The sequence below is a fragment of the Dokdonia sp. 4H-3-7-5 genome, from assembly GCF_000212355.1.
Lineage (GTDB): Bacteria > Bacteroidota > Bacteroidia > Flavobacteriales > Flavobacteriaceae > Dokdonia.
Genome location: NC_015496.1, coordinates 2914494 through 2935094 on the forward strand (window position 1 = coordinate 2914494; position 20601 = coordinate 2935094).

Annotated in this window: 21 protein-coding genes; 10 read left to right on the forward strand and 11 right to left on the reverse strand. The window is 36.7% G+C overall.

Annotation, left to right across the window (positions count from 1 at the left end; genetic code table 11):
- Positions 1–164 precede the first annotated feature (164 nt).
- The 3 genes from KRODI_RS12955 (at position 165) to KRODI_RS12965 (ending at position 3522) form a co-directional block, all read left to right on the forward strand.
- Positions 165–755, forward strand: a complete 591-nt coding sequence (locus tag KRODI_RS12955; RefSeq protein ID WP_013752062.1) for a fasciclin domain-containing protein — start codon at positions 165–167, stop codon at positions 753–755.
- 83 nt (positions 756–838) lie between these two features.
- On the forward strand, positions 839–1960 hold the full coding sequence (locus KRODI_RS12960; protein ID WP_013752063.1) for a vWA domain-containing protein: 1122 nt from the start codon (positions 839–841) through the stop codon (positions 1958–1960).
- Positions 1961–2055: 95 nt separating this feature from the next.
- Positions 2056–3522, forward strand: a complete 1467-nt coding sequence (locus KRODI_RS12965; RefSeq protein ID WP_013752064.1) for a sigma 54-interacting transcriptional regulator — start codon at positions 2056–2058, stop codon at positions 3520–3522.
- 152 nt (positions 3523–3674) lie between these two features.
- Here the strand turns inward: KRODI_RS12965 and KRODI_RS12970 are convergent, their stop codons facing one another.
- The 5 genes from KRODI_RS12970 to KRODI_RS12990 all read right to left on the reverse strand — a co-directional run bounded on the left by KRODI_RS12970 (position 3675) and on the right by KRODI_RS12990 (position 7354).
- Positions 3675–4052 carry a LysM peptidoglycan-binding domain-containing protein gene (locus KRODI_RS12970; protein WP_013752065.1) on the reverse strand — a complete coding sequence of 126 codons (378 nt, stop codon included), beginning with the start codon at positions 4050–4052 and terminating at the stop codon, positions 3675–3677.
- A gap of 61 nt (positions 4053–4113) precedes the next feature.
- The gene (locus KRODI_RS12975) at positions 4114–4923 is read right to left on the reverse strand and encodes a head GIN domain-containing protein (RefSeq protein ID WP_013752066.1); all 810 of its coding nucleotides are present in this window, start codon (positions 4921–4923) and stop codon (positions 4114–4116) included.
- Positions 4920–6008: an acyloxyacyl hydrolase gene (locus KRODI_RS12980; RefSeq protein ID WP_013752067.1), complete on the reverse strand. Its 1089-nt coding sequence runs from the start codon at positions 6006–6008 to the stop codon at positions 4920–4922. Before KRODI_RS12980 ends, KRODI_RS12975 begins: the two co-directional genes overlap by 4 nt.
- A gap of 68 nt (positions 6009–6076) precedes the next feature.
- Positions 6077–6661 (reverse strand): hypothetical protein, encoded by a 585-nt coding sequence (locus tag KRODI_RS12985; protein ID WP_013752068.1) that lies wholly within the window; start codon positions 6659–6661, stop codon positions 6077–6079.
- Positions 6662–6664: 3 nt separating this feature from the next.
- Complete coding sequence (locus KRODI_RS12990) at positions 6665–7354, reverse strand: SIR2 family NAD-dependent protein deacylase (protein WP_013752069.1); 690 nt, start codon at positions 7352–7354, stop codon at positions 6665–6667.
- 55 nt (positions 7355–7409) lie between these two features.
- On the opposite strand from KRODI_RS12990, the gene KRODI_RS12995 reads away from it, so the two are divergent.
- Positions 7410–8066, forward strand: coding sequence for a TrmH family RNA methyltransferase (locus KRODI_RS12995; protein ID WP_013752070.1), 657 nt, complete (start codon positions 7410–7412; stop codon positions 8064–8066).
- 104 nt (positions 8067–8170) lie between these two features.
- Entirely contained in the window at positions 8171–8806 is a 636-nt protein-coding gene (locus KRODI_RS13000; RefSeq protein ID WP_013752071.1) for a peroxiredoxin-like family protein, read from the forward strand.
- A gap of 96 nt (positions 8807–8902) precedes the next feature.
- Here KRODI_RS13000 and KRODI_RS13005 read toward each other — a convergent pair whose 3' ends face one another.
- The 5 genes from KRODI_RS13005 to rlmH all read right to left on the reverse strand — a co-directional run bounded on the left by KRODI_RS13005 (position 8903) and on the right by rlmH (position 13724).
- Positions 8903–9712: a carboxypeptidase-like regulatory domain-containing protein gene (locus KRODI_RS13005; RefSeq protein WP_013752073.1), complete on the reverse strand. Its 810-nt coding sequence runs from the start codon at positions 9710–9712 to the stop codon at positions 8903–8905.
- Positions 9713–9798: 86 nt separating this feature from the next.
- Positions 9799–11733 (reverse strand): DEAD/DEAH box helicase, encoded by a 1935-nt coding sequence (locus KRODI_RS13010; protein WP_013752074.1) that lies wholly within the window; start codon positions 11731–11733, stop codon positions 9799–9801.
- Positions 11734–11902: 169 nt separating this feature from the next.
- On the reverse strand, positions 11903–12481 hold the full coding sequence (locus KRODI_RS13015; protein WP_013752075.1) for a non-canonical purine NTP diphosphatase: 579 nt from the start codon (positions 12479–12481) through the stop codon (positions 11903–11905).
- Positions 12481–13101, reverse strand: a complete 621-nt coding sequence (locus KRODI_RS13020; RefSeq protein ID WP_041295715.1) for a YqaA family protein — start codon at positions 13099–13101, stop codon at positions 12481–12483. Before KRODI_RS13020 ends, KRODI_RS13015 begins: the two co-directional genes overlap by 1 nt.
- Before the next feature lie 149 nt (positions 13102–13250).
- Positions 13251–13724 carry a 23S rRNA (pseudouridine(1915)-N(3))-methyltransferase RlmH gene (gene rlmH, locus KRODI_RS13025; RefSeq protein WP_013752077.1) on the reverse strand — a complete coding sequence of 158 codons (474 nt, stop codon included), beginning with the start codon at positions 13722–13724 and terminating at the stop codon, positions 13251–13253.
- Positions 13725–13805: 81 nt separating this feature from the next.
- Between rlmH and nadC the strand changes: the two genes are divergently transcribed.
- The 5 genes from nadC to priA all read left to right on the forward strand — a co-directional run bounded on the left by nadC (position 13806) and on the right by priA (position 19372).
- Complete coding sequence (nadC, locus tag KRODI_RS13030) at positions 13806–14666, forward strand: carboxylating nicotinate-nucleotide diphosphorylase (protein ID WP_013752078.1); 861 nt, start codon at positions 13806–13808, stop codon at positions 14664–14666.
- Positions 14666–15613 (forward strand): YihY/virulence factor BrkB family protein, encoded by a 948-nt coding sequence (locus KRODI_RS13035; protein ID WP_013752079.1) that lies wholly within the window; start codon positions 14666–14668, stop codon positions 15611–15613. Before nadC ends, KRODI_RS13035 begins: the two co-directional genes overlap by 1 nt.
- Before the next feature lie 34 nt (positions 15614–15647).
- On the forward strand, positions 15648–16211 hold the full coding sequence (locus tag KRODI_RS13040; protein ID WP_013752080.1) for a chalcone isomerase family protein: 564 nt from the start codon (positions 15648–15650) through the stop codon (positions 16209–16211).
- A 108-nt stretch (positions 16212–16319) separates the two neighbouring features.
- Positions 16320–16748 carry a DUF2147 domain-containing protein gene (locus KRODI_RS13045; protein WP_013752081.1) on the forward strand — a complete coding sequence of 143 codons (429 nt, stop codon included), beginning with the start codon at positions 16320–16322 and terminating at the stop codon, positions 16746–16748.
- A 167-nt stretch (positions 16749–16915) separates the two neighbouring features.
- Positions 16916–19372, forward strand: coding sequence for a primosomal protein N' (priA, locus tag KRODI_RS13050; protein ID WP_013752082.1), 2457 nt, complete (start codon positions 16916–16918; stop codon positions 19370–19372).
- Between the two features lie 89 nt (positions 19373–19461).
- On the opposite strand, the gene KRODI_RS13055 is transcribed toward priA, so the two are convergent.
- Positions 19462–20163, reverse strand: coding sequence for a LytR/AlgR family response regulator transcription factor (locus KRODI_RS13055; protein WP_013752083.1), 702 nt, complete (start codon positions 20161–20163; stop codon positions 19462–19464).
- Between the last annotated feature and the right edge of the window lie 438 nt (positions 20164–20601).

Here is a 20601-nt window from a genome sequence, read left to right on the forward strand (position 1 = left end):
GGATGAGCTATGTTGTAAAGGTTTTATTCACGCTTTCGCGAAAGCATAACTTAAAACTTTGAAAGCTTTATGAAATGATTAACAAGGAATTGAGATATTATTATGGTTTGTCTAATGAAATGGAATTATCTTTGAACAAATTAATATTCAAAAAACCAATTATTATGAAAAAGATGTTATTAATGGTTGCAGGAGCAGGATTATTATTTGCTTCATGTGCCGAAGGAACTAAAGAGAAAACTACAGAAGTAAACAACGAAGTAGCAGAAGCAACAATGGAAGTAGAGGAGCCAGTGATGGATGAGCCTGGTACTATAGTAGAGATTGCCGTTGGAAATGAGAATTTCTCAACACTCGTTACAGCAGTAAAAGCGGCTGGATTAGTAGAAACGTTAAATAGTGCAGGACCATTTACTGTGTTTGCACCTACTAACGATGCATTTGCTAAATTACCAGAAGGAACTGTTGGAACTCTGGTAAAGCCAGAAAATAAAGCAATGTTAACTGATATTCTTACATATCACGTAGTGTCTGGAAAATATATGGCTGGTGATGTTGTCGCAGCAATTAAAGAAAACAACGGATCTTTTGAGACTAATACAGTAATGGGACAGAAAATTACTTTAATGTTAGATGGAGAGAATGTTGTAATCAAAGATGCTAAGGGCGGAATGTCTACAATCATTATGACAGATGTAGCAGCTTCAAACGGAGTTATACACGCTATTGATACTGTGATTATGCCAAAAGCATAAGTACCTTTCTTAAGAAAGATTTATGAAGCACCTCTGTCGAGGTGCTTTTTTATTGGACTATTAGGTAGTATTTTTATAGAGCTATGAGAAGACAACAAGAAAGGAGTGGGTTTGTCTTTAAAACCTATGATGCTCCGCAACAATCATTATTTGATCAGTTGCTCGATATTTTCCAAGAACTAATCACACATACCTCTGGAGACTTTGATGAGGCTATGGATTGGCTTAAAGACTTGGATAAAGAATATAAACTAACAAACGAGAACTACACTCTAGACGACTTTGTTCAAGAGTTAAAGGATAAAGGCTATATACGAGAAGAATTAAAGCCCGACGGCAATAGTGGTACCGCGATAACAGAAAAGACAGAACGCGCCATAAGAAAGCGTGCTCTTGATCAAATTTTTGGTAAACTCAAGAAAAGCTCCCAGGGAAACCACCGTTCCAAACTAAATGGAAGAGGTGATGAGCACACGGGGGATCATCGTGAATATCGATTTGGCGATCCGCTAGATCGTATATCTATGACTGAGAGTTTGCGTAATGCGCAAATTAATAATGGAGCAGATGACTTTAGCTTACGCGAAAGTGACCTAATCGTTGAGGAAACGCATTTTAAAGCTCAAATGAGTACTGTGTTAATGATTGATATCTCTCACAGTATGATTCTTTATGGTGAAGATCGTATTACACCTGCAAAGAAGGTAGCGATGGCACTCGCACAGCTTATTACCACCCGTTATCCCAAGGACTCTCTTGACATAATCGTGTACGGTAATGATGCCTGGCCTATTAAAATTAAAGACTTACCGTATTTACAAGTAGGACCTTACCACACCAATACAGTAGCTGGTCTTAATCTCGCTATGGATATCTTGAGGCGCAAGCGCAACTCAAATAAACAGATATTTAATATTACAGACGGGAAGCCATCTTGTTTAAAACTTAAAGATGGGCGCTATTATAAAAATCCTAACGGACTAGACGAGTATATTGTAAACAAGTGTTACAGCATGGCTAGACAAGCACGCAAGCTTCATATACCTATCACCACTTTTATGATAGCAAATGATCCTTATTTACAACAGTTTGTAGATAATTTTACAGAAGCAAACCAAGGAAAAGCATTTTTTACAGGCCTGCAAGGATTAGGTGAGATGATTTTTCAAGACTACGAGACTAATAGAAAAAAGAGAATTAAGTAAGAACTTCTATAATAATCACTTGTTACAAAGAAGATACCGTTGCTTGTAGACTATAGATACAAGCAGCTATTACAAAAAGGAAATAAAAAAATATTATGAATTACGAAACGATAAATACACTAGGACAACTTAAAGAAGCCGGATGGATATCTCGTAGCATAAAGGATGAGTTACGAGAACACTTAATAGAAAGATTACAATCTGGTAAGCCTACATTTGAAGATATACACGGTTATGAGCACACAGTTATCCCTGAGCTTGAGAGAGCTATTCTTAGTAAGCATAACATAAACTTGCTTGGGCTAAGAGGACAAGCCAAAACACGTCTTGCACGTCAAATGGTAAATCTACTTGATGAGTGGATGCCTATAGTAGGCGGATCTGAAATTAATGATGATCCACTTAATCCTATTTCTAGATACGCTACGGAGCTTATTGAAGAAAAAGGCAGCGACACTCCGATTACATGGATTCATCGCTCTGAGCGCTTTGCAGAGAAACTAGCGACTCCAGATGTAACTGTTGCAGATATTGTAGGGGATGTAGATCCTATAAAAGCAGCAAATTTAAAACTGAGCTATGCAGATGATCGCGTGATACATTATGGGATGATTCCTCGTGCAAACAGATCAATTTTTGTAATCAATGAATTACCGGATTTACAAGCAAGAATACAAGTGGCGCTATTTAATATCCTACAAGAAGGAGATATTCAAATACGCGGATTCAAATTAAGATTGCCACTTGACATGCAATTTGTATTTACTGCAAATCCAGAAGATTATACAAATAGAGGAAGCATTGTAACACCGCTTAAAGACCGTATAGGTTCGCAAATACTTACCCACTATCCAGAAACAGTAGCTATTGCAAGAACCATAACAGATCAAGAAGCAAATCTTGACGAGCGTCAAAAAACGAAGGTTCATGTTCCTAATCTAGTGAAAGACTTAATTGAAGAAATAGGATTTGTTGCTCGTGAAAGTGAGTTTATAGATGAAAAGAGTGGGATAAGTGCCAGAATGAGTATTACTGCTTTTCAAAACCTAATGAGTACTGCAGAACGTCGTATGTTGCTATCGGGAGATGAAACTACTACGATACGTTACTCAGATCTACTAGGAATCGTTCCTGCAATTACAGGGAAGGTAGAACTTGTTTACGAAGGGGAACAAGAAGGTGCAGGAGAGGTTGCCAAAATTTTAATAGGCGATGCAACAGCTTCTTTGTTTGATGACTATTTCCCTAAGATTGAAAAACTAACTAAGGATGATGAGAAAGATCCTTATGAAGAAGTACTAGCATGGTTTTTTGAGCAAAGCGGTTTTGAGCTAGAAGATACGCTTACCAATAAAGAATATGAACTTATGCTAGATAGTATTACACCTCTTGATGATTTAATCAAGAAATATCAACCTGAAATAGCAAAAGAGGATACATATTTCTTAAAAGAATTTATACTTTTCGGACTAGTAGAATTCAAGAAATTGTCAAAATATAAGCTTACGACTGGTATGCGTTTTAATGATCTTTATGGGTCTTACTTGTCAGGATTAGCCTAAAATACGTAATTAAATAATTACTTTAATAGGTCAATTTATATATTTGATTTATAGATGGTTATGCATATAATTTAGTTTAGACTAAAAATAAAAAAGCTCCCAATTTGGGAGCTTTTCTTATAGATAATTATCTATAAGAAAATGATGCTATCTTATAAATTTGGAATCACAAGATTTTGATCTGGGTGTATAACATCTGGGTTTTTTAAGATGTCTTTGTTTGCTTCAAAAATCTCTTTGTACTTTATTGCATCACCATAATAGTGCTTTGCAATTTTTCCTAAAGTGTCGCCACTTACCACTGTGTGTTGTGCATATACAGATGTATCTGCAACTTTAATATCGGCTACTATATCACTTGGACTTTCTCCTCCAGCAGCTTTAATAGCATCCCAAAGTTGGTTTTTCTCATACTGATTTGTAGCAGTACCTGTTACGTGAAGTACTCCGTTTTCTTCTTTTACATCTCCGTTCTGGATGTTTAGTTTTTCTCCTAGATCAAGAACGTTTTGATATTTTGCTTTTACCATTATTCAAGTTTATTGTTATTACTGATTAAAAGATACAATGTTTTCTACAATTAGATACTCTTTAGTCTTCAAAGATAAGTTGTCCTGTAAATAGCACTTCTACCTCGACTAAAGGTGGTTCGTTTACAACTAATACATCACCCGTCGCACGTATGGTGCCCTTAAGGCTATTTATGGGGTTTATTACCATAGCCGCAGCACTTGTGTGTCTAAACTGGATATCATCTACGAGAAAGTCTCTCCCATCAAACTGCGGAAACTCATCACTAAAGTTGATATTCATTTGATCTGCTCTGCCGGATATTTTAAAGTTGCTAGAACCATTTGCAGATATTGTTAACGACGGTACATCTAGAGTTAAATACACATTACCGCTTTTATTAGGATCATCTATGTTAACGCCATTTGGACTTGTGTTGCTCCATAATGTTAGAGCTGGGTAGGAGAGGACTCCTTCACTTTCTATGTCAAAAGAAGATGCCTGTCTTATAAAATTAATGTCTGGAGACGTTATGGTCACTAGTGTGCGTCCATATTCTCTTAAAATATTACAGCTATTGTTATTTTGAAGCACTAGTGTTTCTTCTTTCACTTCAAAATTTAAGTCCGATACAAGATTTTCTCCTGTTTCAATAATTACTTGTTGTTCTGTTCCCTGCTTTAAGAGCACCCGAATATCGTCTTCCATTTGGATTTTAGTAAAAACAGGCACTTCAATTTCATAAGTGATGATATCACCATCTGTTTGAAGGCAATCATTTGCATTTTCTGTATCACAAGAAAATAGCAGTACTACAAGTAGCTGCAGCATAGTGTTACGCTTTCGCGAAAGCGTACTTAAAAAATGTATTTTTTGTTTTTGTAAACTCATAATCGTATCCCTAATCCAAATTCTATTGCCTCTGCCTTTGCTCCGTGGGTTTTTACAGCCACACTACCAAAGTATTTTTTACCAAAGGTGCGTTTAAGTCCTACGCGTTGATAAAATCTACCTTCAAAATCATATGGATAATAAAGATAATATCCCGCATGTGTTATTAATGCTGTATTGTTGAGGTGTAACTCGTGACCAATAAATAATCCTACACGTTTCCAGTCTTGATTTGCAGTTACGCCACGATTTGGGAAAGCAACAGACAAGAATTCAATTTCATTTTCAAGAAATTTTGAGAAAAAAGCTTCAGCACCTGCGAGAACAGTGCTTTTCTTGCTTAATCTCTTATCTGCATATGCAGAGATTATTGCAAATGGCTCTCTGCCTAAGCCTATAAAGTCGCTCTCGTTGAGTCCTGCGCTTAGGGCAATATTATAATGGATAGGCTCTTTGTAAGATACTTTTTTTCCCTTTGGGATAAAATCTGGAACGGCATGATCTTTATAAATAATCCCGGCATTTAAAGCTATTGTGTTTGTACTCGTGTTGGGCGCTCGTAAATTTCCATTAGAACCGTGTAAAAAAGTAAGTCCAGTTTGAAATGAAAGCGTAGGAGTGATGGCTTGTTTATAGTTAAGCATTACGAGTGTTGCGCTAAATAAACGAGAACCATACGCATTGTTTTCCACATTAGTTTCTAGGTCAAAGGGATTTGTAGTATAACCAATACCTTGACCTATTCTAAACATGAGCTTGCGGTTCAAGAAATAAAAATTGTAATGAGTAAGCGCATTGTAGGTATCTCCTAGATTTTCATTTTTAAGATCTTGATATGCAAAGGTAAATCCCCAGTCTGGATAATTATAGAGTCGTTCCCACTCCTTTAGCCCATAAGTTTTTCTATTATAACTCAGGATAATTCCTTCGGGATGCCCAGTAATAAGAGAGGATACATCTTTATTATGTCTTAAAATACTTCCGTAAAAATAGTTGGCTTCTAGTTCGTAGGGTTGTACTTCTTGAGCGTTTACTTGTAGTATGGTAAGTAAAGCAATTGTGGCGATAAGTAGTTTTTGCATCATAGAGATATATGCGAAAATATCAATAAAAAACTGAGATATGATTTATTTTCTAGATATCGATTAATCACTCAAGAGGATTTGAGTTTTTGGTGTTTATTAATCCACGTTGTGATATGCCTACATCTCGCTTTATATGCTGCACTACTAGCTGTATAGTCGTCTTCCATAATGCGTAGTAAATCTCCGTGTATCCAGTCAAATTCTGTTCCTAGATGAAATAGTGTGGTCATGGAGTATGCTTTAACGGCCACCTTTTGATCTGATACCAACCAGTCAAAACAAGTAGTAATCATGCGCTCCCTTTGAATTTTACTTAGAGAAGCTCTTATTTCTGGATTCATTATTTTATAATGGGATACGGCTAGCTCCTCACAGATCTTGCTCACAGGTCGTAGTGCGGAATCTTGATAAACTGTATGCATCTTGCTTGTAAAATACTCCAAATAAGGTAAAAGGGTTTTGATTTCTTTTCTAATTGCAAACTCTGCTATCCAGCCGGCCTTAGGAGATCTAGGGTCGTCTATCATAAATAGAATTTCAAGAACATGTAACATGAGATGAGGCTCATGTATGACTATTTGTGCGTAGTACGCGCGCTTATCGCGAGTATGGTTCACATGTGATAGTTCATTATAAAGTTCGGATAGTGTCATTAACTAGGCTTGTCTTAATAATGTTTCAACCACTTTTTTAATTCCGGTAGATGCTATTTCTGGAACTATGGTAAGACGTTCTCTCTGTGCTATTGAGGGTTTTGGATCTATAAAATAAATCTGAGCGTTAGGTTTTGCAAAATCAATAAGTCCAGCGGCTGGATATACTTGCATGGAGGTTCCTACAATAATTATAAAATCTGCTTTACTCACAAGCTCTGCAGCTTTTTCTAGAAGTGGTACCTCTTCGCTAAACCATACTATATGTGGTCTTAGTTGGGACCCTAGTGCACATAAATCCCCTTTTTTTAAGTCGGTTGTCCACGGTTTTACATCGCTTTCATCTTTACTACTACGCACTTTGAGCAACTCTCCGTGCAAGTGTATCACATCTGAGCTACCTGCGCGTTCATGCAGGTCGTCTACATTTTGAGTGATAATTGTAACATTATAATCCTCTTCTAGTTGTACAAGGTCTTTGTGTGCGGCATTAGGTGTGACCTCTAGCAGTTGTCTTCTTCTGTCGTTATAGAAACGTAAAACGAGTTCTTGATTATTGCGCCATCCTTCTGGAGTAGCGACTTCCATCACATCGTGACCTTCCCAAAGACCATCTGCATCTCTAAAGGTTTTTAAACCACTTTCGGCACTTATTCCCGCTCCAGAGAGGACAACTATGTTTTGTTTAGACATTCTAGTTTGTTTTGCATTTTAAAAGTACAGTATCTTTGGCCTGTAAACAACAATCATGGATCAAGAGCTGCTAGCATATTTACAATCATTTCTTACAGAAAGACGCGTTCAATTATTTGATAAAGTGCTCAAAGAGCGTACAAATCATTTTACTGTTGCGGTGGAGGATGTGTATCAATTGCATAACACCAGCGCTGTAATACGTAGCTGTGAGTCTTTTGGGGTTCAAGAACTACACGTTATAGAAGAGGTTAATGTTAAGAGAATAGATCGTGAGATTGCAATGGGTGCTCAAAAATGGGTAGATGTGCAGCGCCATAGCAGTGCAAAACATTGTATTGAGAACCTAAGAAAGCAAGGATATAAGATTGTTGCCACTTCACCTCATAAAGATGCTCATCGATTAGAGGATTTTGACATTACTGAAAAGGCGGCTATATTTTTTGGTCGTGAGACAGAGGGATTAAGTGATACGGTGCTTGACATGGCAGACGATTTTATTTATATACCTATGGTGGGTTTTACAGAGAGTCTCAATATCTCAGTTTCTGCGGCAATAACCTTACAGCATATTATGACTAAGCTCAAGCAATCAAGTAATTCTTGGCAATTTACGGAGCAAGAGCTTTTTGATAAAAAACTTGAGTGGACACGTAAGATGATTAAAGATGTGGAAGGAATTGAGCAAAGATTTCTAGAAGAAAGAGGGTAGAAGTACGCTTTTGCGAAAATTTGATTTCTTAAAATATAAGCTGTCGATAAGTATAAAGTTGATGCACTTTCAAAGACCAAGATGTAAATTGAAAAATTCAAATTATGAAACTTACCGTATCGCTAAAAGAACTTGCAGATAACAGTATAAAACGTCATCCTGGCGCTGCTCAAGATATCATGAGAAAAGCTATTGAAGATCTTGATGCTACAGGTATATTGAAGCATGCTGTAAAGACAGGAGATAAATTTCCAGACTTTACATTGCCAAATGCTCAAGGAAAAACTATCACGCTAAGTAAGCAATTACAAAAAGGTAAGGTAGTGATTACCTTTTATAGGGGTGGATGGTGTCCTTATTGTAACTTAGAGCTTAAAGCTTTTCAAGAGGTGTTACCCCAAATTAAGGAGAAAGGCGCAACACTTATTGCTATTACTCCAGAGACACCAGATAATTCTTTGTCTACTAAGGAGAAAAATCAGCTAGATTTTGAAGTGCTTACTAGTGAAAATAACGAATTAGCAAGATCACTCAATTTAGTTTTTAAACTTCCAGAGGCGCTTGCAGAATTATATGGGAATTTTGGTATTGATCTTTTAGAGAGTCAAGGTAATGATGCAAATGAGCTTCCTATCGCTGCCACGTATATTATTGATCAAAACGGAGAGGTTTCTTATCACTTTCTGTCAGAAGATTATAAACTTAGAGCAGATCCAGAAGATATTATAGCTGCATTATAAAAAGCATATTTTTGCGAAAGCGTATTATTTAGAATAGTACATAAAACAGAAAGCCCGCTAAATATAGCGGGCTTTCTGTTTATATATAATAGATAATTAATCTTTTCTTTGAAGAACTCTGTACTCTTCATAACATTCACTTATTGCATCGAGAATTTGAAGATCATTTGCGCTCATGATAAAATTATCTGAGTAGCTACAATTTTTAAGTATTGCGTCTATATCAACACGATCTATTTGAAGTAAAGCACTTAGTGTCTCACGGTCAAATTTTCGTTCAAGTAGATTACGCACTTTATCATCTTCCTTCATTTGCCTAAGCTTGCGAAGTTGGCCTTTCTTTCTGCTAAAAATATTATAAAGAAAATCTGCAGGATTGAAAATAGAGCTCAATACTCTAGATATAGCTCCTGGCTGACTTTTCCCTACCTCGTAACCAGAATTTAGACCAGATATACTGTATCGCTGATTGCTGTAAATAGGAACTCTCTTTGCATCAATTTCCAAATATCCAGTAAGCTCAATTTCTTGAACCACAACTTCTTCAAGTGCGATACCTATCTCTGTCATTTGGATTTTTACGTCACCGTATTTAATCCAGTCACCGCTCACGCGTACTTTAAGAGATTTGTATCCTAGGTAAGAGAAGTATAACGTATCATTTACCTCAGCCTTAATTTCAAATTTACCATACTCATTAGTAGTAGCTCCTTTAAAATTTGAGAGGTTGAGAATGTTTACGTTCTGTAATGCAATATCTGTACTACTGCTTAATACTTTTCCATCAATAAATCCATCCTCTAGCTTTTCTTGAGCTTCAGTTGGGTCTGATGTAGTATCTATTTCTTGTGAATATCCTACTGCAATGGCAGAGAATATAAGTAGGTTTAGTATGATCTTCTTCATATGCTAAGGCAATTTATGCATTCCATTGGGAAAATCATACCAAATCTATTTATTTACAATAATTCTAACATTTAATGTGCGTTAGACTAGCTTCTGCGACGTCTTTTGCCAGAAAATGGGCTCTTGTTTCCTTCAGACCTGTTATCTGGCGTGCGTGGAGAAGAACTGCGTTCTGATCTCTCAGACCTTGCTGGCCTTTCTGATCTACTTCTAGAGCGACCACCTTGGTCATCTCCATAGCTTGATTTGCGATCGCTGCGTTTTCTATCTGAAGATCCTCCGCCACTACGACGACGATCTCCGCCACCGCTGCGACCACTAGATCTAAATCCATCATCACCACCTCTACGACGATCACCACCACCGCTGCGACCTCCGCCACCACGACGACGATCTCCGCCACCGCTACGACCTCCGCCACTACTGCGACCACCGCCGCCTTGAGTTTCCTCAACGCTCACGCGACGACCATCTAGCTCAAAGTTTTCAAAGTGAGATAAGATTTTATCTTTGTGCTCAGTATCTGTGTTAAAGAATGAAAAGGCATCTTTACAGTCTACGCGGTATACACCATCTTGACCTAATCCTAATTCTTCCTTCAAGAAGTCTTTAAGTTTCATCCAGTCAAAATCATCTTTGCTACCTACATTTATAAAGTAACGTGTAGAGTCTCCAGATTGCTCCTTAGCTGCTCCAACTGCATTTTGATTAAGGTCTTTTGATTTCTTATAATAATTAAAGAAACGTGTGAACTCTACAGAAAATACTTTTTTAATAAGCTCTTCTTTCGTATTATCTTTTAATACTTCTTCTATTTCTGGAAGATAAGCATCAATCTCGTTATTAATCTCTGTTGTGTTAATGCTATTTGCAAGGTGAAATAACTGTACTTGCGTGATTTCCTTTCCGTCTGGAATGGTTTTTTGTTCAAACTTCTTACCTAAGATTTTCTCAAGTTGTTTGATTTTACGCATTTCACTTTTAGTAACAATCACCAGAGAAGTACCTGTTTTACCAGCACGACCAGTACGACCAGAACGGTGTGTATAGGTTTCTATCTCGTCAGGTAATTGGTAGTTTACTACGTGTGTAATATCATCTACGTCAATACCACGTGCAGCAACATCTGTTGCAACAAGCATTTGTATCTGACGGTTTCTAAAGCTCTTCATTACCAGGTCACGCTGGTTCTGACTTAAATCTCCGTGTAATGCTCCTGCGTTGTATCCATCTTCAATAAGTTGCTCGGCAACTTTTTGTGTATCGCGTTTAGTACGACAAAAGATTACAGAGAAGATATCTGGATTTGCATCAGAAAGTCTTTTAAGTGCTTGGTAACGATCTCTAGTGTGTACTACAAAGTACTCATGAGATACGTTCTTTGCACCTTCATTTTTATGTCCTACCGTTATTTCTAACGGGTTTACCATAAATTCTTTTGCTATACGTGATACTTCTCTAGGCATTGTAGCACTAAATAACCATGTAAGCTTATCTTCTGGAGTATCTGCAAGAATATTTGTGATATCCTCATAGAATCCCATGTTAAGCATCTCATCTGCTTCATCAAGAACACAGTAGCTTAATTTTGTAATATCTACCATACGACGACGCATCATATCTTGCATACGTCCTGGTGTAGCTACTACAATTTGTGCTCCGCGAGAAATCTCACGAGCTTGCTCTTGTATGTTTGCTCCTCCATAAACTGCAACAACACGCACACCTTTCATGTGCTTTGAATACAGTTTCATCTCGTTTGTAATCTGGAGACATAGTTCGCGAGTAGGAGCTATAATAAGACCTTGAGTAGTCTTACTATTTTCATCTATATTTTGTAATAATGGAAATCCAAATGCAGCTGTTTTTCCTGTTCCTGTTTGTGCAAGAGCAACCATATCGCGGTCTTCTGCGAGTAATTGTGGGATAGCTTCTTCTTGAATTTTTGATGGGGTTTCAAATCCCATATCGGCAATAGCCTGGAGTAAAGGCGCATTTAGGCCTAGTTCATCAAATGTCATATGACAATAGTATATATAAGTGTTAGCGTGTATAGGAAGCGCAACGACTTATAAACCAATTGCTTCGATCAACACGTGCCAAAAAATCTGGCAATACCTCACCCTGAGGTTTTTCAAGGTGCAAAAGTACTCAATAAAACTATAATGAAAGCATTTGGGTTCAAAAAACTTATTCCTGATTATATAGAAACTCAAGAAAAGCAGAAACAGCAAAGCCTCTGTGGCTTATTTTTCCTTTTAAAGATGGAGCCATTTGTGCAAAAGTTGCATCGTAACCTTTTGGTCGGAAGATAGGATCGTAACCAAAACCGCCATCACCATGACGCTCTTTAGTGATTTTACCTCTGCATATACCTGTAAAGGTTTCTGTTTTATTTGCTTTCGCGAAAGCGATAACTGTTTTAAACTGTGCTCCACGGTCTTGCTTAGTAGCGAGATTAATTAAAAGCTTGTTCATGTTATCTGAATCATCTTTTTGCTCACCAGCATACCTTGCTGAATATACTCCTGGTGCACCATCAAGTGCGTCCACTTCAAGACCAGTATCATCTGCAAAACAATCATACCCATAGTTAGTTAGCACATGATTTGCTTTAAGAAGTGCGTTACCTTCGATGGTATCTGCATCTTCAGTGATTTCTTCTGTGCATCCTATGTCTGTTAAAGATAGGAGGGTAATATGATCAGGCACTAATGCTTGAACTTCGCGAAGTTTATTGTGATTGTGTGTTGCAAAAACTAGTTTCATTATGATACAAGGCTAAAAATTGCTGCTCCGTATATTGCATATCTTACAAAACGAGCAAGACCAAATAATGCCCAATATTTAAACTCGAAGCGAATCATACCCGCAGCAAGACTTGCTACGGCAAAAGGAAGCGGGAGTAAAGCTCCTACGAGAATTAAAAAGCCTCCCCATTTACGAGCATTTTTTAAGTGCTTCTCCATCTTTACCTCTAGGTAATTATGAACGGATGGAATTTTTAAAGTTGCTCTTCCTGTAAAATAGGAAACTGCCCCTCCAGCATAAGATAATATTGCTATAAGAGTTAGGTATAAAATAGGATTACTCGTTTTATCACTCCATGCTATAAAAAGCTCTGGAGGAATTATACCAAGTATAGATTCTGAAACAAAAAATAAGGTAAGGACAAGCAGGTTTGAATAGTTGTCTATTACATATTGCAATGCCGTATTAAGGTCTATTACAAAGAAGTGAATAAGAACTATAGCTGCTACTACAAGTAGAATAGGAGGGAGTGCTTTTTTAAGAGCGTCCTTTAAAAAAGTATAAAAACCAGTGTACACGTAGTACTGGTGCAATAATTGCAGCCTGTTTTTCCTTTTTGTACCTGATTGTGATCCCATGTAATTGTAGTCGTATTGAGCATACAAAAATAACACGTAGCGGTAATTATATTGCTACTTATGCTCATAAATATAGGTTAAACCCGTTTAATATTTAACGTTATAAACTCAAGGTAATTGTAAGCTCATTCTTATTTTAGAAATTATCCTTATTGATGATGATATGGTTCCCCTTTTAATATAGTATAACCTCTATAAATTTGCTCAGTAATAAAGAGTCTAACCATCTGGTGAGAAAAGGTCATGGATGATAAGGATACTTTTCCTTGTGCTTTTGCATAAACCTCTTGCGAAAATCCATAAGGACCACCTATAACAAAGACTAGGGTCTTAATACCACTATTCATTTTCTTTTGTAGAAATTTTGAAAAGCCTACGCTTGTAAACGTTTTTCCATTTTCATCAAATAGCAAGAGGTGATCATAAGGCCCTATTTTTGATAAAATAAGGTCGCCTTCCTTGTTTTTCTGTTCTTGCTCACTAAGATTTTTGACATTCTTAATATCCGGGAGAATTTCTATGGAGTATTTCACATAAAAATTGAGCCGTTTACTATACGCATCTATCAGTGCTTGCAACTGTTTATTATCGGTCTTGCCTACGCAGAGAAGTTTAATATTCATGTGGCAAAAATACAAAACTACCATACAGAAGTAAGAAGCTTTACCTTTTGCTTATTTTTACATCAAAGGAATAATACAAATATGATTTCAGAAGCACAATTTCAGATTGAGATAGAAGGTATAATTGCAAATGCTATAAGAGAGGATGTAGGTGATGGAGACCATAGCTCACTGGCTTGTATACCAGCCACCGCCACTGGAAAAGCAAAATTACTTGTAAAGGATGAAGGTATTCTTGCGGGTTGCGCTTTCGCAAAAGCGGTATTTGCACACGTAGATCCTTCATTAGAAGTAGAGGACGTATTAAAGGATGGAGACGCTGTAAAATATGGTGATATTGCATTTTATGTATCTGGTTCAAGCCAGAGCATTCTCAAAGCGGAACGCTTAGTGCTTAATGCTATGCAGCGTATGAGTGCTATTGCGACGAAGACAAAGTTCTTTGTGAACCTTTTAGAAGGAACAGATACTAAAATTCTAGACACAAGAAAGACCACACCAGGAATAAGAGCGCTAGAAAAATGGGCTGTAAAAATAGGTGGTGGTGAGAATCACCGTTTTGCGCTGTATGATATGATTATGCTTAAAGATAATCACATCGATTTTGCGGGTGGTGTTACAAAAGCGATTCTCAAAACAGTAGATTATCTTAAGGAAGAGCAGCGAGATCTTAAGATTATTGTAGAGGCTAGAAGTCTAGAAGAGATTAAAGAAATACTTGAAAATCACGAGCATGTATATCGTATTCTTATAGATAATTTTAATTATGAGGATACTCGCACAGCAGTAGCACTAATAGGCGATAAATGCCTTACAGAATCTTCTGGTGGTATTAATGAAGAGACGATACGTGAGTACGCTCTTTGTGGTGTAGATTTTATTTCTAGTGGAGCGCTCACGCACTCTGTCTATAACTTAGATCTTAGTCTGAAAGCAGTTTAATGGCATCAGATAAGACGATAGAGCAACGTTTAATGAGATTCAAGCCTTTTTGTTGGCTTGTGAGTATCTTGGATAGTGTCGTTATTCCTGGGTTTGAGGGAATGACGCTTCTTTACTTGCTACGCGCATATTTTAATGGGATTATCCAAGGAGCTCTGGGATCTCGCGCAAGTTCTATTGCTTATAGTTTTTTTATGGCCATTTTTCCGGCTTTGTTATTTTTACTCAATCTAGTGCCTTATGTGCCTATAGAGAATTTTGATATCAAATTCATGGCTTTTATTTATGAGCTCATACCTGCGCAATCCTTAGATTTCTTTAAACCTATCATAATCGATATCTCACAGAATGAGAGAGCAGGTCTTGCTTCCTTTGCTGGTTTGCTTGCCTTGTTTTTAACGGCAAACGGTGTTAATGCTATTTTTAGTGGTTTTGAGGGTTCTCATTACAATGAGATAAGTCGTAATTTCTTTAGACAATATGCGGTTGCTTTAGGGACTTCTATTATTCTGGCATTGTTGTTGGTTACTACTATATCAGTAGTGATTTATTTTGAATTATTACTTAATTCATTGAGAGAGCGTGACTTTATGAGTAATGATATGGATATCGCGCTATTAAGTATAGGTAAGAACCTGTTTTTAATCATTATGATTTATTCGGTAATTGCTACGCTATATTATTTTGGAACCAAAGAAGGGCGTAAAAGCCGTTTCTTTTCACCAGGAGCATTGATGACAACAATATTATTTATGATAACTACTTATTTATTTGGTATTTATATTGATAATTTTGGCACATATAATGAGTTGTATGGCTCTATTGGTGCATTATTAATAATGATGCTTTATATTTGGTTAAATTCAAATTTGATTTTATTGGGATATGAGCTTAACGCTACCCTTCAAAAATTACGAATTTTACATAAAAACCCTAGTACAAATTAAATAACACACACACACACACACACACACACAAATTATGAAAAAGTATTTATTAGCTTTAGTAGCCGTATGTAGTCTTACAGTTAGCCAGGCACAAACAGTAGTAGGAGATGCAACCTTACCTAACTCAGTAACAATGGGAGGTACAGAACTCATCCTTAACGGTGCTGGTATGAGAGAGAAGGTAGTATTTGACCTTTATGCTGGAGGATTATATCTAGCGTCAAAAAAGAGTGATGCTGCAGCTATCATAAATGCAGACGAGACTATGGCGCTTAAATTAGACATCGTTTCTGGAATGGTTTCTAGTAAGAAAATGATAGGAGCTGTAGATGATGGTTTTGATGCTTCAATGAATGGAAACACAAGTTCGCTAGATGCGAAGATTGAGCAGTTCAAAGGTTTTTTTAGCGATAAGATTGTAAAAACAAACGTTTTTGATATTGCTTACATCAAAGGTAAAGGAACTGTAGTTTATAAAAACGGAAAAGAAGTAGGATCTATTGCAGGTCTTGATTTTAAGAAAGCTCTTTTCGGAATCTGGTTAGGTAACGACCCAGCAGATGATGATCTTAAAGATGCGATGTTAGGTAAAAACTAATAATCACAATCATATTAAAAATGGCGATCACTTGTGATTCGCCATTTTTTATGCATTATAATCTCTCTGTAAATCACATTAATTTTAGAATCTTAAAACTTGAATACTATGAAAAAACACATAACCCTACTTATGCTGCTATTTTTTGCAGTGAGCATACAAGCGCAACAAGGAACTATTTTTGGTCAATGGAAAACTATAGATGATGAGACTGGTGAGGCAATGTCAATCATAGAAATCTATAAAAAGGATGATAAAGTATTTGGTAAGATTATAGATATATTAAATCCAGCAAATCGTGACAAGACTTGTATTTACTGTAAAGGTGAAGACTATGATAAACCACTCATAGGTCTTGATATCATTAAGAGTCTTGAAAAAGATGATGACGAATATGAGGGAGGAACTATTTTTGATCCAGAAAAAGGAAAGGAATATAAAGCTAAATTATGGATTGACGAGGATGATAAAAACATCTTAAACGTACGAGGGTATATAGCATTCTTGTTTAGAACGCAACAGTGGGTAAGACGCTAGTGATGATGCTGTTTAATATAGGAAGCCGTTTCTTTTGGGAGCGGCTTTTTTTATGCTTTCGCGAAAGCGTATGTCAAACATTAATAGTCTTTTTATTTACGATTAGCACCTACGTTTGATCTGCTTCTGTAACTTTGTATATTCATACTTTCTTATCACAATTTACTATGCCTTATTTTATAGATGTTATACTTCCTATCCCTGTAGAGAATACGTTTACGTACCTCGTCTCTGAGGCAGAGTATAACTATATTCAAAAAGGGATGCGGGTTGCTGTTCCTTTTGGTAAAAAGAAAGTATATGCTTCTATCGTAAAAAACAAACATGAGCAGGCACCTACCATTTATGAAGCCAAGGAAATACAGCAAATTCTAGATGAGGACCCTATAGTCACTGAAGAGCAGCTGAAATTCTGGAGTTGGATTGCAGATTACTATATGTGTACCGAAGGAGAGGTCATGCGCGCTGCACTCCCTAAGGCTTTCTTACTGGAAAGCGAGACTGTGATAAGACTTAAGGAAGATGGGCTTGACATAGATGAGACATCGCTTAAGGATGATGAGTTTCTCATATATGAAGCATTACAGCATCGTTCAGAATTAAAGGTTCATGAGGTAATGGATATTCTTGATAAGAAAAAAATCCTACCTTCTATACAGCGTTTAATTGATCAAGGTGTGATCGAGATGCAAGAAGAGATTTATGAGCAATATGTACCTAAGCTTGTAAAATTTATCACTATTGCCCCAGCATACGAAGGCGAGGAGGGACTTACAACTGTGCTAGAGGAATTATCGCGAGCTCCAAAACAACGAGAGATGGTGCTCACATTTTTCTCGCTTAAAGCGAAAACAAATAAACCAATATCATCTCAGGACTTACAAAAAGCATCTGGCGCTACTGCTAGTCAGCTCAAGGCACTGGTTGATAAAGGTGTTTTTCAAACCTATCAAAAACGACAGGACCGTGTAGGTTTTGACGGCGAAGTTTTTGAAACAAAGGTTCTCAACGAATATCAGCAGACGGCTTATGATGAAATAAAAAGTCATTTTGAAACAAAAGATGTCGCCTTGTTGCATGGAGTAACTGCTTCAGGAAAGACAGAAATATATGTGCAGCTCATAGAAGAGATGCTTGATTCTGGTGATCAAATACTGTATTTACTTCCGGAAATAGCACTTACTACCCAGTTAATAACTAGGCTACAAACATACTTTGGTGAGCGCGTAGCGATTTTTCATTCTAAATACTCAGTAAATGAGCGAGTAGAGGTGTGGAATAATGTATTGAAAAAGCTAGATAAAGCTCAAATTATTATAGGGGCGCGTAGTGCTCTTTTATTACCCTTTAGAGACTTAAAATTTATTGTAGTAGATGAGGAGCATGAAAGTAGTTTCAAGCAATACGACCCTGCACCAAGATATCATGCTCGTGATGCTGCTATTGTGCTAGGTGCCATGTTTAAGGCAAAAGTGTTATTAGGTTCTGCAACGCCATCTATAGAAACAGTATACAACGCACAGCAAGGGAAATATGGTTATGTGTCTTTAAAACAAAGACATGGAGGTATTTTAATGCCTGAGATTAATCTTGTAGATATTAAGGAGAAAAGCAAAAAGCGTGAGATGACGGGTCACTTTTCTGATACCTTAATACGCGCAATTACAGATGCACTAGCACTAGGGGAGCAGGTAATTCTCTTTCAAAACCGTAGAGGTTTCTCACCTATATTAGAATGTACTACTTGTGGTCACGCGCCACAATGTCCTAATTGTGATGTAAGTCTTACCTATCATAAATACAGGTCACAGCTACGTTGTCATTATTGTGGTTATAATATCGCTTTACAGCAGAAATGTATGGCTTGTGGAAGTGCAGAGCTTACTACTAAGGGTTTTGGTACAGAGCAAATAGAATTGGAACTCAAAGAGCTATATCCAGATAAATCTATTGCAAGAATGGATTCTGATACTACTCGTGGCAAATATGGATTTGAAAAGCTCATTACTGCCTTTGAACAAGAGCAAATAGATATTCTTGTAGGTACACAAATGCTAACTAAAGGTTTAGACTTTAGAAATGTGACTCTTGTGGGAATTATGAATGCAGATAGCATGCTTAATTTTCCAGATTTTAGAGCACATGAACGTAGTTACCAGTTGATTGCACAAGTGTCGGGTAGGGCAGGGCGAACAGAAAAACAAGGTAAAGTACTCGTGCAGACTTATAATCCTTACCATCAGATCCTACAGCAGGTTTCTGCAAATAAGTTTGAAGAGATGTACAAGGAGCAATTAGAAGAACGACGTAATTTTAAGTATCCACCTTTTCATAGATTGATACGTATTACTTTAAAGCATCGAGATTATCAAAAAATAGAAGAGGCGAGTATCTGGCTCGCAAAAGCATTGCGTCAAACACTAGGAGCAGATACTGTTTTAGGGCCTGAGACGCCTTCTGTAGCTAGAATAAGGAATCAATATAGACGTAATGTACTAATTAAGATAAGCCGCCGCCAGAAACTTTTAGAAACAAAGAAGGCTATAAAGCGAGTTGTCACTAGTTTTAATGCGATTGCTCCTTACAGAAGTGTACGGCTTGTGATAGATGTGGATTGTTATTAGATGAAATTTTCACTTCATTTTAGATATAAAAAATCCCACTCAACGAGCGGGATTTTAAATTTTATATCTAAATTTTGTCTAACGTCTATTTATGCAGATAGAGCATCTATAAGCTCTGACTTTTTATGTCTTGATAAAGGAATTTTCTCTCCGTCTATCTCAATATTTCTACTATTGTATTTATCTACCTTGTCTATATTGATAATATAAGACTTGTGTATACGCATAAAACGTTCCGGTGGTAATTGTGCTACAAAAGATTTCATCGTTGCAAGCACAACAATAGGATCATGCACAGTAACTAATTTTACATAGTCTCCAAGGGCAGTGATATATTTAAGCTCATTGAGCATCACTTTCTTTTTCTTAAGGTTACTTTTTACAAAGATGTAGTCATCATCTTCTACAGCACCTTCAGTTTTAAGTTTATGCAGGCTTATGGCTTTGTAAACAGCATTTGTAAAGCGATCCTTAGTGAGGGGCTTACGTAAGTAATCGATTGCGTTATAGTTAAAAGCTTTGTAAGCATATTTTGTTTTACCCGTCACAAATATAATCTGTGGCTTATGGATAAGATCATCAAGTAAATCAAATCCAGATAGGATAGGCATTTCAATATCAAGAAAAAGTAGGTCCACTTTTGTCTCGATAAGGCCATTTTTAGTTTCTATGGCGTTATTATATTCGGCAACTAGGCGTAAATTAGGATGATCATTAATCATCTTTACGATAGCTAGACGTTGTAAACTTGAATCATCTACAACTGCGCAGTCTAATAGTACTCCTTCCACGGCGATCAATATTTAATTAGGTTAAGTGCGTCAATATTAGGTAAAAATAACCTATTTACCAACAAAAATGCGACTTTCGTCGATTATTTGTGCGATTGGTCGAATGATTTTTCCTTTATTCTCATAGGGAACGGCGATTTTAACGTCTTAATCGGTAAAAATTTGACTATTGACGATTGAGCGTAGGTTTAGACAAATTAAAGAGACCTAAAATTTCAGTTTTTAAACGACTTAACTTTAATTATAATCTATGAACTAGATGATACTTAGAACTACTTGAGAAGTGTCCTTATTATATAGTAATTGCGTGGTTTTATAAATTCACTTTTTCGCGAAAGCAAAGCTAAAAACGAGGTTCTATAATTAAGGTAGCTTTTTTTTTAAATTTATAAACTAATTGCTATTTGAATATTAAAAGTAAATCGTTACTTTTGCACT